This window comes from Pseudidiomarina marina (genome assembly GCF_044807045.1).
Taxonomy (GTDB): domain Bacteria; phylum Pseudomonadota; class Gammaproteobacteria; order Enterobacterales; family Alteromonadaceae; genus Pseudidiomarina; species Pseudidiomarina marina.
Genome location: NZ_CP085233.1, coordinates 633899 through 649946, shown reverse-complemented (window position 1 = coordinate 649946; position 16048 = coordinate 633899). Strand labels below are relative to the sequence as shown.

15 protein-coding genes are annotated in these 16048 nt (G+C 50.1%); 6 read left to right on the top strand and 9 right to left on the bottom strand.

The genetic code is table 11. From position 1 onward, the window contains the following. Positions 1-165: 165 nt before the first annotated feature. On the bottom strand, positions 166-1029 hold the full coding sequence (locus LG272_RS03125; RefSeq protein ID WP_404409614.1) for a YicC/YloC family endoribonuclease: 864 nt from the start codon (positions 1027-1029) through the stop codon (positions 166-168). A gap of 212 nt (positions 1030-1241) precedes the next feature. Between LG272_RS03125 and LG272_RS03120 the strand changes: the two genes are divergently transcribed. The 3 genes from LG272_RS03120 (at position 1242) to pyrE (ending at position 3088) form a co-directional block, all read left to right on the top strand. Beyond that, positions 1242-1589: a helix-turn-helix domain-containing protein gene (locus tag LG272_RS03120; RefSeq protein ID WP_404409612.1), complete on the top strand. Its 348-nt coding sequence runs from the start codon at positions 1242-1244 to the stop codon at positions 1587-1589. A 42-nt stretch (positions 1590-1631) separates the two neighbouring features. Then, a complete protein-coding gene (gene rph, locus LG272_RS03115; protein WP_404409610.1) occupies positions 1632-2345 on the top strand; it encodes a ribonuclease PH in 714 nt (237 codons plus the stop codon). A gap of 101 nt (positions 2346-2446) precedes the next feature. Further along, positions 2447-3088, top strand: coding sequence for an orotate phosphoribosyltransferase (gene pyrE / locus LG272_RS03110; protein ID WP_404409608.1), 642 nt, complete (start codon positions 2447-2449; stop codon positions 3086-3088). Positions 3089-3231: 143 nt separating this feature from the next. On the opposite strand, the gene LG272_RS03105 is transcribed toward pyrE, so the two are convergent. Next, complete coding sequence (locus LG272_RS03105) at positions 3232-4935, bottom strand: cyanophycinase (RefSeq protein ID WP_404409606.1); 1704 nt, start codon at positions 4933-4935, stop codon at positions 3232-3234. A gap of 140 nt (positions 4936-5075) precedes the next feature. On the opposite strand from LG272_RS03105, the gene LG272_RS03100 reads away from it, so the two are divergent. From LG272_RS03100 to LG272_RS03090, 3 genes are read left to right on the top strand one after another with little or no spacing between them, the layout of a single operon-like run. Then, on the top strand, positions 5076-6497 hold the full coding sequence (locus LG272_RS03100; RefSeq protein WP_404409604.1) for a hypothetical protein: 1422 nt from the start codon (positions 5076-5078) through the stop codon (positions 6495-6497). A gap of 14 nt (positions 6498-6511) precedes the next feature. Next, positions 6512-6976, top strand: coding sequence for a tRNA (cytidine(34)-2'-O)-methyltransferase (locus LG272_RS03095; protein ID WP_404409602.1), 465 nt, complete (start codon positions 6512-6514; stop codon positions 6974-6976). Next, on the top strand, positions 6966-7940 hold the full coding sequence (locus tag LG272_RS03090; RefSeq protein ID WP_126760046.1) for a cation diffusion facilitator family transporter: 975 nt from the start codon (positions 6966-6968) through the stop codon (positions 7938-7940). Before LG272_RS03095 ends, LG272_RS03090 begins: the two co-directional genes overlap by 11 nt. On the opposite strand, the gene LG272_RS03085 is transcribed toward LG272_RS03090, so the two are convergent. From LG272_RS03085 to glnA, 7 genes are all read right to left on the bottom strand, one after another. Then, positions 7873-8847 carry a lysophospholipase gene (locus LG272_RS03085; protein ID WP_404409599.1) on the bottom strand — a complete coding sequence of 325 codons (975 nt, stop codon included), beginning with the start codon at positions 8845-8847 and terminating at the stop codon, positions 7873-7875. The two genes, LG272_RS03090 and LG272_RS03085, sit on opposite strands and share 68 nt — an antisense overlap. Next, on the bottom strand, positions 8848-10272 hold the full coding sequence (locus LG272_RS03080) for a sensor histidine kinase (RefSeq protein WP_404409597.1): 1425 nt from the start codon (positions 10270-10272) through the stop codon (positions 8848-8850). A 7-nt stretch (positions 10273-10279) separates the two neighbouring features. Then, positions 10280-10957, bottom strand: a complete 678-nt coding sequence (locus LG272_RS03075; RefSeq protein WP_126760043.1) for a response regulator transcription factor — start codon at positions 10955-10957, stop codon at positions 10280-10282. A gap of 107 nt (positions 10958-11064) precedes the next feature. Next, positions 11065-12459, bottom strand: coding sequence for a nitrogen regulation protein NR(I) (gene ntrC, locus LG272_RS03070; RefSeq protein WP_404409595.1), 1395 nt, complete (start codon positions 12457-12459; stop codon positions 11065-11067). Next, entirely contained in the window at positions 12452-13648 is a 1197-nt protein-coding gene (glnL, locus tag LG272_RS03065) for a nitrogen regulation protein NR(II) (protein WP_404409593.1), read from the bottom strand. The genes ntrC and glnL overlap by 8 nt, the downstream gene beginning before the upstream one ends. After that, positions 13605-14198 carry a DUF4124 domain-containing protein gene (locus LG272_RS03060; RefSeq protein ID WP_404409591.1) on the bottom strand — a complete coding sequence of 198 codons (594 nt, stop codon included), beginning with the start codon at positions 14196-14198 and terminating at the stop codon, positions 13605-13607. Before LG272_RS03060 ends, glnL begins: the two co-directional genes overlap by 44 nt. Positions 14199-14238: 40 nt before the next feature. After that, complete coding sequence (gene glnA, locus LG272_RS03055; RefSeq protein ID WP_198678601.1) at positions 14239-15651, bottom strand: glutamate--ammonia ligase; 1413 nt, start codon at positions 15649-15651, stop codon at positions 14239-14241. Positions 15652-16048: the final 397 nt, after the last annotated feature.

Sequence of the window (16048 nt, the reverse complement as noted above, 5' to 3'; positions counted from 1 at the left end):
AACAAGCAAAAATTATGAGCCGTAGCTCGATCACTTATTGATGTAGCTTTTTTGCTGCAACTGAACACAAAATTTTGGAAGGGTATGGGTTATACCCTCAATGGTGCGCATTGAGGGAGGCAAATAATTGATGGCGCTATGCGCCACCCGTCGTAAAACGACGGGCTACTCGATATTCTGAATTTGCTCACGCATCTGCTCAATCAACACCTTCAACTCCACCGCAGAAGCAGTTATTTCAGCGTTAATCGATTTCGAGCCTAAGGTGTTCGCTTCACGGTTAAATTCTTGCATCATGAAGTCTAAACGACGGCCACAGGCGCCGCCCTTGCGCAGAATTTTGCGGGTTTCAACAACGTGCGCGTTCAGGCGGTCGAGCTCTTCGGCTACGTCTACTTTTTGCGCCAGCATCACCATTTCCGCTTCAAGGCGCGTTGGGTCGAGTTCCACACGAGCTTCTTCAAAGCGCGCAAGCAATTTCTCACGCTGCCATTGCAGTACTTCTGGCATGCGGCCACGCACAAAGCTTACTTGCTCTGAAATACCTTCAAGGCGCTCTTCAATCATGCGCTCGAGTGCTTTGCCTTCGCTAGCGCGGTTCTCAATGAATTCCGCAATGCAGGCTTCAAAAGCGCCGAGTACGTCGGCTTGAATCACGTCCATATCGTCTTCTTGCTGCGCCACAACGCCAGGCCAACGCAATACGTCTAACGGATTCAGCTGCGCGCTTGAGCTTTGGTTGGCGACCCAATTCGCCGATGAAATGACGCTACGAGCAAGGTCTTCGTTCAGGCTTAAGCCGCCTTCGGCTTTTTGCTCAATGTGCAAACGCAGGTTGCATTCTACTTTGCCGCGCTGCAATTGCTTGCGTAAGCGGTCGCGCAGACCATTTTCGAGTGAACGAATTTGCTCGGGTAAGCGAAAGTAGGTTTCTAAGAAGCGCTGGTTTACCGAGCGCATTTCCCACGTGGCTGTGCCCCACTCGGCTTTCAGTTCATGGCGCGCGTAGCCGGTCATTGATTGAATCATTGCTATTCCTTGTAAGCTTTGTCTGGTCATAGTTTAACACTGTTCGCTACGTCGTACAGTACGACTATTTCGCACGTTCAATTACGTTCGCCTAAAGAGTCGGTAGATGCTCAAATTATCTTAGCTAAATTAATTATCATCAGGTGATATTTATATGGATGTAGATTATACTCTTGAGGTGTTGCCGATGCATACATGAAGGAGACTCATTAATGGCTATTTTACACATAGGCGTGAAGCCGCAAGAAGAAATTCGTGCGCGCCTTATTGCTATTGCTAAAGGCGAAGTGAAGCCAACTGAAAATGAACCTAAAGTTTGGTTTCCTTCGATTCGATCGCTCGCAGAAGTTTTATCGGATAACAACCGTGAGCTACTAAAAATGATTGCTGAATGTGAGCCGCAATCGCTTAAGGAATTAGCCGAACTGTCGGGCCGAGCGCCAAGCAATCTTTCACGCTCGCTAAAAACCATGGCCAACTTTGGTTTAGTGAAAATGGAAAAATGCCATAAATCAGTTCGACCAATTGCCGTCGCAACGGAATTTCACATCCATATCTGATATAATCGCCAGCCATAATTTTGCACAAAACAGGAGCCAACCATGCGTCCAAGTGGTCGTACTGCCCAACAGATCCGCCCGGTGACTATTACCCGGAATTTTACGCGTCATGCCGAAGGTTCGGTGCTCATTGAGTTTGGTGATACCAAGGTGTTGTGTACAGCCAGTGTGGATAAGAGCGTGCCGCGCTTTTTGAAAGGCAAGGGCCAAGGTTGGGTCACGGCAGAATACGGCATGTTGCCGCGTTCAACGCACTCGCGTATGGATCGTGAAGCTGCACGTGGTAAGCAAGGTGGCCGCACAGTTGAAATTCAGCGCTTAATTGGCCGTTCGTTGCGTGCTTGCGTGGATATGGCAGCGCTAGGTGAGAACACCATCACCATCGATTGCGACGTGTTACAAGCCGATGGCGGCACGCGTACGGCGTCAATTACTGGTGCGTGTGTGGCATTGGTGGATGCGCTGAATTGGATGCGCAAAGAAGGCATTGTGAAAACGAATCCGTTGAAAGGTTTGGTGGCTGCGGTATCGGTGGGTATGTATGAAGGCCATGCGGTGGCGGATTTGGATTACCCAGAAGATTCAAAAGCTGAAACTGACATGAACGTGGTAATGACTGAAGCCGGCAAATTCATTGAAATTCAAGGCACTGCTGAGGGCGAACCGTTCTCAAGCGAAGACATGAATGCCATGCTCGAGTTAGCGAAGCACGCCATTCGCGAGTTGATGGATTTGCAGAAACAGGCGTTGGCTTAAACATTAACGGCGCTTTGCGCCACCCGGCGTGCAACGCCGGGCTACGAACAGCGCGAAGCGCGCACGAACAGCGAAGCGTACGAAAAACGAGACACGGTTTTATGAAACAATATCAAAAAGATTTTATCGAATTTGCCATTGAACGTGGCGTGTTGAAGTTTGGTGAGTTTACTTTGAAATCAGGCCGCACAAGCCCGTATTTCTTCAATGCTGGGTTGTTTAATCAGGGTTCTGATTTGGCGCGGCTTGGTCGTTTTTATGCGGCGGCGTTGCAAGACAGCGGCGTGGAGTTTGATGTGTTGTTTGGCCCAGCTTACAAGGGCATTCCAATTGCCACAGCGGCGGCGATTGCGTTGTTTGATACGTATCAGAAAGATGTGCCGTACTGCTTTAACCGCAAAGAGAAGAAAGACCACGGCGAAGGCGGCAACTTGGTGGGTTCACCACTCAATGGTCGCGTGATGCTGGTGGACGATGTGATTACGGCGGGCACAGCCATTCGTGAATCGATGGAAATTGTGCAGGCCAACGGCGCTGAGTTAGCGGGCGTATTGATTGCGTTAGATCGCCAAGAGAAAGGCAAAGGTGAGCTAAGCGCTATTCAGGAAGTTGAGCGTGATTACAATGCGCAAGTGATCAGCATTGTGCAACTGAATGATGTGATTGAGTATTTGAAAGACTCGCCCGATTTAGCGCAGTACTTAATTAAAGTCACTGCGTATCGGGCGGAGTATGGGGTGTAGCTCGGCGTTGCACGCCGGGTGGCGCGTAGCGCCGTGAATGTCTGAAACGATGATGAATCTTGGAAATTCCGAGCAATATCCATGACTTCGTCATGTCCCGGCGTAAAACGCCGGGCTACCATGTCCCGGCGTGAAACGCCGGGCTAGAACGTGTCAGGTTGCCACGAGAGGCCGATGCGGGCATCGGTAACCTGACATTCGCCACCGGCTTTCACGCGTTTGGTGGCTTCGTCACCGGCCACCATCAAGCGGAAATCTTTCTCAATCAAGTTGAAGCTGTTGCGTTCTTGGCACAGCAAGCGCAATGAATCAACCATGCCGCGGTTGTTTAAGAAGCGCGTGGTAGGCGCCTCTTGCACCACTTCTTCACCTTTCGCAAACTTCACATTGGTCACGCCATCATCAGTGAACTGACCGCGAGCGCCTGCAGCTAAATAATGGAAAGTAGCGGCTACGGCATTCTCGGTTTGCTGTGCGCCAATACCAAAGAACACGCCACGCTCACCGAGCACCTCAAACGCACCATTCAGCACATTCACTGCAAGGGCCGTGCGCATATCAATACCCACCGCCACTGGCGTATTGGTCGTTGCGGCAACGCGTAACAAGCGGCCGTGACGCCCCATATCAGAAAACTGGCCATCTAGCGTGGCAACATTAAACAGCCCGACGCCACCAAGCGGATGATAGGTCGCGCTATCCGAGTTCATGTTGCGTGGGCACGAATCGTCTTTGTTACAGGCAAATGGCGGTGCCTCACCGGCGATAGCTCCGGCACGAAGGGCTTCTGCGCTCGTACCACTGGCTACCATTGAGCGCGCGGTCATCGCGTTCATGGCATCGCTGGTTGCACCTACCACGAGTTTATTCGCGCGCATTTTCAAATAAATACTGGTCATCAAGTCAGTTGGCTGGCTTAACGGGTCTAAAAAGGCTTTTCGCACTAAGCTTGGATCATTACCGACAATCAACACCGCGTCGGCCCAATCCACAATTTTGGGTCCTTGCAGGGCATCTTTACAGAACGCTACTTGCTGCTTGTGTTGCTCTGGGAATACTCGCGCCCGTTTCCACGTACCGAGTTCTTGTTCGCGCAGTGCATCAAGATCATCGCATTTACCGCTGCGCTGTGCTGTATTCACGGCAGCGTCAATGGGTAACCAACGTACTTCAGCACCTAAACTTTCAAAGGCACTAATAAATGGTTCAACGGCCGTAATTGGGTCACGCGCACCCGCGGCTGCAATGGCGATGCGTGGCATATCGTCGCTGCCGCGTACCTTATCCGCTTGCCCTAACATGGCTTGCAGAATTTGGCGCTTCGCCAATATCTTAGTCAGATTGATTCGCGCCGTATCATGTTTACCCTTAGGAGCCGGCATTTCGAGGTGATCAATAATGAGGTTCCACTCGCGCTCCGACAAACTATCATATAAATGGCGTGTGGCACGGCGAGTAAACTCATCTTGGAAGCTTCGCTCAGGCACAACTTCTGAACGCATGCGGTCGTACAATATCTCGAGCGCCATTTTCACGTCATCGCGGGTTTTACGGCGGTGAGCAGGCCACAATTTGTCGTCAAGTAACGGTTTAGTGTAGTTATCGCTTAAATTAATGTAGCGATCGGTTCGCATGGTTTTACCATCGAGCCAGTCAGTGTCGTTGCAATGGGTCCACGCCATACTTGAGCACAACGCCATCTCATCGCCCATCAAAAAGAGTTGATAATTTGGGCCAGTGGCGCGCTCAGCGTCTTGTGCTGACGCAGGTTGCGGAAAAAACGCACTGCCTAGCGTTACAAAGGAAGCGCCAAACAAGAGCGAGGCAGCGAGTATTGATGTTTTCATGGTGTGCTCCTACAACTGAAGACGGTCAACCTAACGGCATTGACCGCAAAGGTCAATTCTAGTCTAGTTTCATAAAAGCTTCGACCTGATATACTGCTAAAGGTTTAACCAACAAGCACAACCACGAAAGGAAAGTTGTTTTGGCTATGTTTCTGCGAATATTCTGCGTATTGCTGATGGTCGCTTCGACAGTTGGTGCCGTGCGCGCTGAGCAAACAACATTAACTTTCCGTGCCCCTGATGATGGCCCTGTACCCGCTGCTGTGCAGCAAATTCTCGAAGAAGCCTACGCTGAGCTCGGCATCACATTGCGCTATGTGAATATGCCGCGTAACCGCAGCTTAGTTGAATCAAATGCGGGGCGAATTGCCGGCGAACTTGGGCGTTTGCCCGAACTCGACAATGAGTTTAAAAACCTCAAGCAAGTGCCGTTCCCACTATTCGCATTCGAAATTGTGTTGGTGGCTGACCGCCGTGACTGTGGTTTATGCACCATTGATGATGTGGAAAATTTGGCCTTTATTAGCGGCATGCAAACCGTTATGGGTCTGATTGAGGAGCATCAGTTTGAAGGCCCAACGGTGCAAGCGCTCGATATTCAGCAACTCAATTTAATGTTCACTAATAAGCGCGTAAAAGCGGTGATGCTCAATGATTTTGAGGCGCGTCAATTAGGTTATTATGATAACCCGCACTTAATTATCACCCCCATGCTGGCCCTAATTGGCTATCACTTTTTACATGAAAAACATGCGCACTTAATTCCATCGTTGAACACAGTGCTTGAAGACATGCATGCTACCGGGCGAGTCGTCACGATATTCCGCGAGCATGGCGTAACCTTTGAACGGCGTAATGAGTTTATTGAACCGCCCACCTTCCCGACCCTGTCAGTAACCGCCGGATTAATGGAACAGCGCGCCCATGTTGATGGTTCGGGCAGATACTGGCAGCTGATACAAACTATTTTTTCGCCCATTACTGAAGAGCTTGAGCTGCATACCAACAGCTATCAGCGCGCCGTACTCGGCTTCAACGAGAATCGCTTCGATATGTTAGTCGGCGGTACGCGCACGCAAGTTTCGATTGATGGGGTGCCGTCGTACACCCACTTTGACTACGATAGTCCGATTGCCGCATTTGCACTTGAACAAGCCGATTTAGATGCGATGTTAGCGGGAACATTGAAGCGGCCAATTTGTTTTGTCGCTGGCTACGATTACCGCAGTTTCTTCAAAGAGGGGCTGAATTACTATCTGGCCAACAGCGTGCTCGATTGTTTTGCCATGCTCGACATGCAACGGGTTGGCGCAGTCGTGACTTTTGACGATAATAACGCCCCGGATTGGGCGGCAGCCGATTATGTAAAGCACCAACTGCGCGAAGCATTACCAATTCATGTGATGTTTCACGATACGCCACGCGGACGCGAGCTCAGAGATTGGTTTGATAAACGATTACGCGAACTTGTGAAGAGTGGCGAGATTGCCGACATCATGACCAAATCCCAATTACAGCATGCTCGTCTTAATACGAGTACTATTGATACATCAACGCCATAACGTCGAGTCACGGAATGTTCCATATCGCTTTATTTAATCCAGTAATGCCAGCAAATACTGGCAATGTGATCCGCCTTGCTGCCAACAACGGTTGCACGTTGCACCTGATTGAACCGCTTGGGTTTGATTTTGAAGAAAAAAAGTTACGTCGTGCAGGGTTGGATTACCATGATTTGAGCCGCGTTGAGCGCTATCCTGATTTCAAGGCATTCAAAGAAGCTATGGGCAATCGTGCTATTTACGCCATTACCACAAAGGGCACCCGAGGCTATACTGAGGTGCAGTACCAACCGGGCGATGTGTTGCTGTTTGGCTCTGAAACCAGTGGCTTGGCGCCCGATGTCATGGCGCAGATTGCACCCGAGCAACGTATTCGTATTCCGATGATGCCAAATAATCGTTCGCTTAATTTATCCAACTCCGTTGCCATAGTGAGTTATGAGGCGTGGCGACAACAAGGATTTACTGATGGCAGCTAACAGCGCTCACGAGAACTATGTATTCTGGGTAAAAACGGCGACCCGTGCGTCAGTTTCTGTCGCACTAATCTTAATTGCCGTCAAAGTCGTTGCTTGGTTAATGACCGATTCGAGCAGTATGTTGGCGTCTTTAACCGATTCGTTGTTAGACAGTTTAGCCAGTTTGTTTACCTTTTTTGCGGTGCGCTACGCCGTGCAACCCGCCGATAACGAACACCGCTTTGGGCACGGCAAAGCCGAATCATTAGCGGCGCTTGTTCAGTCGGCTTTGATTACCGGCTCAGCTATGTTGCTACTCATACATAGCGTGCAGCAGTGGATTCAAGGTACGCCGGTGCGACAAGCGGAAATTGGTGTGTATGTTTCGGTGTTCGCGATTGTGTTAACGCTGGCGTTGGTCGTATTGCAGCGGGTGGCGATTAAAAAAACCGGTTCGCAGGCAATTTCAGCCGACGCTTTGCATTTTACTTCCGATTTACTCCTCAACAGCGCCGTTATTGTCGCACTAGTTCTCAGTGCCTACGGTTGGCTTTGGGCGGATAGCATCTTCGCCATTATTATTGCGGTGTTCTTGGCGCAAGGCGCGGTGCGTATTGGTTGGAGTGCATTTCAATCGCTTATGGATCGTGAGCTACCGGATGCTGAGAAACAGCTGATTATCGATACCATCAAAGGCATTCAGGGTGTTCGTGGACTACATGGCTTAAAAACGCGCTCGGCGGGCCCGACTCGCTTTGTGCAATGCCATATTGAACTCGACGATAACCTCAACCTTCGCCAAGCCCATGATATCGCCGATAAAGCCGAACTCGCTGTGGCCAATCTGTTCGATTACACCGAGGTGATTATTCACATGGACCCGCTGTCCGTGGTTCCAAAAGAGATTCGCGACGAAGTTAGTCAGGCTGAAACCAGCCCAATACCGCATCAAGCGCCGGCTGACGATAGCGATCCGACTCCATAAAGAGCTCGTGTTTGGCGCCGTCGATGCATTTGATTTGGCTTTGGTCATTGCCAAGCTTATTGAAAAACTTAAGTTGCGCTTGATTATCCACAACCGTATCTGCGCCTGATTGAAGCAGCAGAATTGGCACTTCAATACGATCCGCTTGTTGATGGGCGGCACGTATGGCGGCAAAGGCCTGCGCCAGCCAATTGAAGGTAGGACCCCCTAATTGTACTTGCGGATTTTCTTCATAGGCATCGCGGAACATTTGATAGCGCGCTTCGCTATGGGTAAGTTCGTTTTCGTCAAAGGGCACATACCGATAATCAGCCATGCCAAAAAAGTACCATGGATGCTTTGGGCTGAACCAACGATTTAATAGCGCGCCACCAATGGCAAACGTTTTTGCTAACCACTGTGGCTTATCACCGGTAAGCAACCCGAGCATAGGTGATGACAATACAGCTTTGCGTATGCTGTGTTTGTGCTGCGCTAAATACAATGCACTAATGGCACCGCCCATAGAGTGCGCCAGCAAATAATGGGGGACGCGAGGATAAATACGCGTTGCTTCTTGCGCCACAGCGTCAAGGTCGTCGACAAAATCTTGAAACTGATCAATATGGCCGTGGTGTGGATTGTTGCTAAGACGGTCAGAGAAGCCTTGGCCGCGGTGATCGACAATAGCCACCGCATAGTTTGCTTGCGCCAACTGCCAAACCAACTCCTGATATTTTAATGACGCTTCAATGCGTCCTGGGCAAATGATAATAAGCCCTTGCGGATGCACTGGTCGGTGTAAAAACCAATGCAAGACCACGCCATCAGGGCGAGGTAAGTGATTAGCTTCAACGTGATCGCGCCAAAATGGTTGTATTTGTTGCGTGAAGAAACGGATCCATTGCGGGTCGTCATCCGTGTACATTTAATTAGACTCCTGCGGCTCCTGCTCCGATATTTCAGTTTCGGTTGGTTCGTCTTCGGTGATGGTATCGATTGGCACAATAGGCAAGTTGACCGATACTTCAAGGCCACCGTCTGGGTGGTTGCGTGCGGAAACTGAGCCACCCAACACATTGGCTGCCCTTAAGCTTAATGCCATACCAAGCCCAACGCCAGCTTTATGATGACGCGATGGGTCACCGCGGAAAAACGGTTCAAACAGCTGGGCAAGTTGCGCTTCTGGTACACCATCGCCGTGGTCACGTACCAAAATAGTAAAGTTTTTGTCGTCATGGCGCACGCAATCTAGCTCGATAATACCTGCTGTGTATTGCAGTGCGTTGCGCACTAGGTTTTCGATGACAAGACGTAGCAACTCGTCATCCGTTGCCGTAATTGGCCAGTCGGCATCGAGTACCAACACGCGTTCGCCATATTTGGCATCCACATAGGCCAAATCCGCCGCTAACGTCTTCGCTAATTCATGTGTGTTGATTGGTTGCGGATCAAGCTTCACCAAACCGTTCTCAAGCCGTGACAACGACAAGATACGCTCAATGATGGTGCCGAGGCGCTCCACATCACGGCTCATTTGTGTCAGGTGCGGGTTCGTCGCATCGGGATTGTCGTCATCTTGACTGAGCATTAACGCCACTTGCATACGTGCTAGTGGCGAGCGTAATTCATGTGACACGTCACTCAAAAGACGGCGCTGGGCATCGCGTGACACTTTTAAATCGTGGGCGGCGGTTTCCAGTGCTCGCGCAAGCTCACCGAGTTCGTCGGTACGGCGCGGTAAACGTTTGAGGTGAAGTTTGTCTGCGCCGGCAGCAATTTCGCGCGTAGCACTGATTAATCGCTTCAACGGCAGCACCAACCAAAAGCCGAGTAATACCGCAATTGCAAGCGAGCCAAACAACAGCACCATGGTTTGCGCTTGTTCCGCACGCTCTGAATTAATTTTCTGATCGACACGCTCGTCTTCGCTCAACGGACGAATCAACAGAATACGTTGCGTATCCAGTTTGAATGGCCCCACGAGCATGCCGTTTGGCAAGCGCAGTTGTTCAGGCTGGTCGGCATCGAGCTGACGTAGTAATTCGCGGCGATGAGTATTGGCCAAGTTCGGTTCAAGTTGCAGCCGATTCGGGCCTTCTTCTGGCGTAACGGCGGCGGCAACCCGATAGTTACCGGCCAGCAGCCGCCCTGGCGTGAGTGATGCAAATGTTACCTGGTCACTCAGCAGCGGTGACAGCGTTTCTTGCACTTCTTGTGGAAGCGGCTTTGCCGTTTCCGGCTGGGCATACCAAATAGCTAACAAGAAACCGCTGCTGGCCACTGCGAAAAGCAGCGCCCAGAACAGGAGCAACAGTCGGAGTGTTAGCGAATGGTACCAGCGAATTTGCATGGCGGCCTCATGCTAATTGAAGTAAACGATATCCTCGGCCACGCACGGTTTGAATGCGCTCTGGATTATGATCAATTTTCTTACGAATATTACTGATATGCACATCAAGGCTACGATCAAATGGCGCCAATTGACGACCGAGTGCCGCTACTGAAAGTTGGTCTTTACTGACCACTTGGCCTTTGCCCTGCACCAGCGCACGCAAGATATCAAATTCAGTTGGCGTGAGTTCTAATAGCTGCTCGTCACAACGCACTTCGTTCTGCAGTGGGTTCACGTGGAAACCGGCATACTCAAGCGGCTCTGGACGCACTGAGGTATTTGGCGTACGACGCAATAACGCTTTTACACGTGCTACTAATTCGCGTGGATTAAACGGTTTTGGCAAATAATCATCTGCGCCAAGTTCAAGGCCTTGTACGCGATCGTCATCATCGCCACGCGCGGTTAACATAAGTACGGGCGTGCTGCGTAATTGTTGACGTAAACGCTGTAATAATTGGAAACCATCAATACCTGGCAACATCACATCAAGTAGAATCAAATCATAAGAGCCGCTTAATGCACGTTGTAGGCCAATTTCACCGTCTGGTGCTAGGGTTAATTGATAACCTTCCTTGGTGAGAATTTGCTCCAACATACTGCTTAATTCTGCGTCATCATCTACAAGTAATAACTTAGTCATGGGGATGTCGTCCTGCGTGTTAGTCTACAGCTTATAATCGGTGTTCTTAATTATGTAAAGATTCAACGGCGCTTGATACCGTGTTTACAGAACTTTTACCGGTGCTGTTATTTTGATTCGTTCAGCTTACGAGCCACGGTATTGCGGCCCCAACCTAAAAGTTCGGCAGCTTTTTGTTTATGGCCTTCGGTATACTCTAAGGCAACATCAAGCGCTAACCGTTCAATGCTAGGTAGCAGGTCATCTAAGATATGGGTATCGCCTGCTTCGCATCGATTTTTTAATTCGGTGCGTAACAGTGTATACCATTGAGCGGAATTTTCCTGCGCCATTTTACTAACTTCAGGAAATAAATCTTCAGGTAAATCAGGTACATCGATCATTTGCCCCGGCGCCATGACGGTTAGCCAGCGACAGGTGTTTTCCAACTGGCGAACGTTTCCAGGCCATGGTGCTTGTTGCAATACTTGCTCGGCAGCTGCGGTTAATCGCTTTGCTGAGCCACCGAGTTCTTTGGCCGCATTTTGCAAAAAGTGTTGCGCCAGTTGCGGAATATCTTCGCGTCGCTCAGCAAGACTGGGGAGTTGCAGGCGAATGACATTGAGCCGGTGAAAAAGATCTTCACGAAACGCGCCTTCGCTTACCCGTTGTTCAAGATGCTGGTGCGTGGCTGCAATAATTCGGACATCGACTTTTACCGGTTGATAGCTGCCCACCGGATAGAACTGCCCTTCGGCCAATACCCTCAGCAAGCGCGTCTGCACAGCCAATGGCATATCACCAATTTCATCAAGGAACAAAGTACCGCCGTGCGCTTGTTCGAAACGACCTTGGCGTTTTTGTGTGGCGCCAGTGAAGGCCCCTTTTTCGTGACCGAACAGCTCCGATTCAATCAGATCAGCAGGAATAGCCGCCATATTCAGGGCAATAAATGGCTTGTTGGCGCGCGGGCTGTGTTGATGCAAAGCGCGCGCGACTAACTCTTTCCCGCTGCCGGAGGCACCGGTAATCAGCACGGTGACACTTGAGTGGGATAAACGCCCGATAGCGCGGAAGACATCCTGCATGGCCGGTGCGTTACCGATAATTTCTCGTACTTCTGTGGCTGTATCTGCGTCATGATTGACATCTTGCGCGGTGGTTTCTCGCGTTAACGCACGACTGACAGTGTGTACCACTTCATCTAAATCGAATGGCTTGGCGAGGTACTCAAAAGCGCCGCCTTGAAAGGCGCTAACGGCAGAATCAAGATCGGAGTGCGCGGTCATCACAATGACTGCCACCTGCGGATAGTCAGTCGATAGCTTCCGCAATACCTGTAGGCCGTCGTCGCCCGGCATACGAATATCAGTCAGCAGTACCTTCGGCGTTGCTTGTTCAAGTGCATCATACAGGCTTTGCGCATCAGCAAAACTGGTAGTGGCAAGGCCTGCCCGCGCGAGGGCTCGCTCGAGTACCCAGCGAATGGAGCTATCGTCATCTAATATCCATATGTCACTCACTGCGGCTTTCCTTATTGCTTGTCGATTTCTGTTTGTCACCAAGCGGCGTGTCGACACGGGTTTCAATGTACGGTAAGTAAACGCTAAATTCGGTATGCCCCGGTTCAGAGCTCACTTCAATTTTGCCAGCATGTTGGTGTACCAAATTTTGCGCGATGGATAAGCCCAAACCGGTTCCACCAGCGCGACCACTCACCATCGGATAAAATAATGTGTCTCGTAGCGCCGCCGGAATTCCTGGTCCATTGTCTTGCACCACAACCACCGCACACTGGCGGTACCGCGTGCCATGTATCGTCTGTTGGTGCACGATGCGGGTACGTAAGCATATCGTCGGTTCGGGCGTGTGACTTTCTTGCAACGCATCGCAGGCATTCATGACTAAATTCAATAATACTTGTTCAAGTTGCTCAGACGCCATCGTGAGATCTGGCAGACTCGGATCGTAATCTTTCACCCAGCGGACATTCAAGTCAGCACCAAGACGCGCGACCTGTACGACATGTTCCAACAACGCATGAATATTGGCTGGCTCGCGGGTTTGAATTTGATTCGAGCCGAGCATCCGGTCCACCAGAGTACTTAAGCGGTCGGCCTGGCGAATAATCAAATCGGTGTATTCACGCAACGCTGGGTCATCGAGTTCGCCTGCTAATAATTGCGCTGCACCGCGCAAGCCGCCGAGCGGATTTTTAATTTCATGGGCCAGCCCGCGCACCATACTTTGCGCCGCTTGTAGTTGCTGTTGCTGACGGGTTTCTTGATTAATGCGGCGAATTTGATCAATTTGACGCAGCTCGAGCAAGATCGTGAGGCGACCGTCAGATTGCCGCAACGGCTGTGCGATAAACTCAATGGTAATGCGCTGGCCGTCATGCAGCACCAACGATACGTCGCTATCAGAAACCGATTGTTCGTCTTGGAGCGCTTGTTGTACAACCGAAGGATCAAGGCTGCTGAAATGGAAGAGACTAAAAAAAGGCTGATGTTGAAAGCGCCGCAAGCTGCCATCTAAAATCGCTTCTGCTGCGGCGTTCATGTACTCAATATGAAGTTGCTCGTCTAACAGAATCACTGCCGTGAGCAATTGATTTAAATGCGGTTGCACCACGGTGGTGCAATCGCTTATCGGCAAACTATCGCGCTCAGGCTCCGCCGCCATTTGAACCCGCACCTGAAATTGCAACACGCAGTACATACACCACTAAGGTATCTGAGCGCGCTACTTCACCACCATTTGCATCAACAATGCGAAGGTAGATACGACGCTCACCGCGCGCAACATCCATCAGTGTGGCTTGATTGCTATCGCTACCCGACCACGACATCACGCCATCAACGTATAACTCATAGTTGTAGCCTTCCGGCAGTTGTTCTGGCTCCGATTGCCAGAGCACATCAAACTGACCGTTATTGGCACGAATTGGTGCCTGATACTCCGGCGAGGTAATCGTCACCGAGAATTCTGTTGGGATTTCGTCACCGCCCTCTGCTTCGCCAGCTTGCTCGGCGGAAGGCTGCGACTGCTCAACTTGAGCAGCCGCATTTGACTTCGCGAACTCTGTCACTGGCGCCGCTTCCACTTCAACTTTCTCAGCACCTTGAATCGGCTGATCGCTGTAAGTGACGGTGCCATCCGCATTCCGTTTTTTATAAACCTGCGCCGTTGACGGATCAACGTGCAGCGCCAAGCCAATCAAAAACGTTAACAGAATGGCTGCGAGTGCCAGTGGTTTCATCGTTCGTTGTTTCCTCTTATGTAACTAAAGCGCTCTTTCGTTAAACGCTATAGTACAAATCAAATTCAATTGGGTGCGTGGTCATTTTCAGCTTCATCACTTCGTGGTGACGCAACTTAATGTACGCATCAATCATATCATCAGTAAATACACCGCCAGCGGTTAAGAACTCACGGTCTTTATCCAATGCTTCCAAAGCCATCTCTAATGAGTGACATACGGTTGGAATTTCTTTCGCTTCTTCCGCTGGCAAATCATACAAGTCTTTATCCATCGCATCGCCAGGATGGATCTTGTTCTTAATACCGTCAAGACCAGCCATCAACAGCGCTGCAAAACACAAGTATGGGTTCGCCGCTGGGTCAGGGAAACGAACCTCAATACGACGCGCTTTCGCACTAGCAACCACAGGAATACGAATTGACGCAGAACGGTTACGCGCAGAGTACGCCAACATAACCGGTGCTTCGTAGCCTGGCACCAAACGTTTGTACGAGTTGGTGGTTGGGTTACAGAACGCGTTCAAAGCACGCGCATGTTTGATGATACCGCCAATGTAATAAAGCGCCATTTCGCTCAAGCCACCGTACTGATCGCCTGCGAACAAGTTCTTGCCGTCTTTGCTAATTGACATGTGAACGTGCATACCAGAACCGTTATCACCAACAATTGGTTTCGGCATAAAGGTAGCGGTCATACCGTATGAATGCGCTACGTTATGTACCACATACTTATAAATTTGAATCTCGTCAGCTTTTTTCACCAACGTATTAAAGCGGGTTGCCACCTCGTTTTGACCGGCAGTTGCCACTTCATGGTGGTGCGCTTCAACGACTAAGCCCATGTCTTCCATCACGGTGCTCATGGTGCTACGAATATCGTGCGCTGAATCAACGGGTGGTACTGGGAAGTAACCGCCTTTCACACCTGGACGGTGCGCCAAGTTACCATCTTTGTATTCTTTGCCCGAGTTCCACTTCGCTTCTTCTGCTTCAATTTTATAGAAGCTACCGCTCATGTCCGTGTGGAAACGCACATCGTTGAACAAGAAAAACTCTGGCTCTGGACCGAAGAACGCCGTGTCGCCAATGCCCATGCTTTGCAAATACTCTTCCGCACGACGCGCAATTGAACGCGGGTCACGGTCATAACCTTGCATGGTGTCTGGCTCAAGAATGTCGCACACCACATTCATCGTTACTTCGTCAGTGAACGGGTCAAGTACAATCGAGCTACAATCAGGCATAAGCACCATGTCTGACTCATTGATGCCTTTCCAGCCACCAATAGACGAACCATCAAACATCTTGCCTTCTTCGAAGAACTCTTCATTAATTTGCGAAACCGGGATGGTCACATGCTGCTCTTTACCTTTAGTATCGGTAAAGCGTAAATCCACGAATTTGACATCGTGTTCTTCAATGTAAGCCATAACGTCTTGTGGTGTTGTCATGTGATCCTCCGCGATCGTGCATGTCTAGTTTCAGAATTGAGTATAGCAAGCATTGCTTGTTGCGCTTGCACCTTTGCACCAAATTAAAGCAAAAACGATGCCAAGATTGGTTTTGGTTCACTTTTCAATGGGTTAACGTTGTTCTGGTACGGCTAGGGTGCTGTGCATTGGCTTTATTTGCACCATTGTAGTGCAAATTCATGCACCACGGAAGTGCAAGGGCTCGAAAAGCGTTGTTCGTTATTCGTTGTTCGTTATTCGTTATTCGAAAGAGCGAAGAGCGAAGAGCGAAAGACGAACTGCGTAGTTCTTGGTTTGTGCGCGTCGCTGTTTGTAGGAGATAAACTCTGTTCGACTCTCGCTCCCGCACAGCCTAGAGATCCCATTCACCGGCTCA

Excerpts from the sequence above, each read along its gene's own strand:
- LG272_RS03125 (WP_404409614.1), bottom strand. The coding sequence starts at position 1,029 with ATGATTCAATCAATGACCGGCTACGCGCGCCATGAACTGAAAGCCGAG.
- LG272_RS03120 (WP_404409612.1), top strand. The coding sequence starts at position 1,242 with ATGGCTATTTTACACATAGGCGTGAAGCCGCAAGAAGAAATTCGTGCG.
- rph (WP_404409610.1), top strand. The coding sequence starts at position 1,632 with ATGCGTCCAAGTGGTCGTACTGCCCAACAGATCCGCCCGGTGACTATT.
- pyrE (WP_404409608.1), top strand. The coding sequence starts at position 2,447 with ATGAAACAATATCAAAAAGATTTTATCGAATTTGCCATTGAACGTGGC.
- LG272_RS03105 (WP_404409606.1), bottom strand. The coding sequence starts at position 4,935 with ATGAAAACATCAATACTCGCTGCCTCGCTCTTGTTTGGCGCTTCCTTT.
- LG272_RS03095 (WP_404409602.1), top strand. The coding sequence starts at position 6,512 with ATGTTCCATATCGCTTTATTTAATCCAGTAATGCCAGCAAATACTGGC.
- LG272_RS03090 (WP_126760046.1), top strand. The coding sequence starts at position 6,966 with ATGGCAGCTAACAGCGCTCACGAGAACTATGTATTCTGGGTAAAAACG.
- LG272_RS03085 (WP_404409599.1), bottom strand. The coding sequence starts at position 8,847 with ATGTACACGGATGACGACCCGCAATGGATCCGTTTCTTCACGCAACAA.
- LG272_RS03080 (WP_404409597.1), bottom strand. The coding sequence starts at position 10,272 with ATGCAAATTCGCTGGTACCATTCGCTAACACTCCGACTGTTGCTCCTG.
- LG272_RS03075 (WP_126760043.1), bottom strand. The coding sequence starts at position 10,957 with ATGACTAAGTTATTACTTGTAGATGATGACGCAGAATTAAGCAGTATG.
- LG272_RS03060 (WP_404409591.1), bottom strand. The coding sequence starts at position 14,198 with ATGAAACCACTGGCACTCGCAGCCATTCTGTTAACGTTTTTGATTGGC.
- glnA (WP_198678601.1), bottom strand. The coding sequence starts at position 15,651 with ATGACAACACCACAAGACGTTATGGCTTACATTGAAGAACACGATGTC.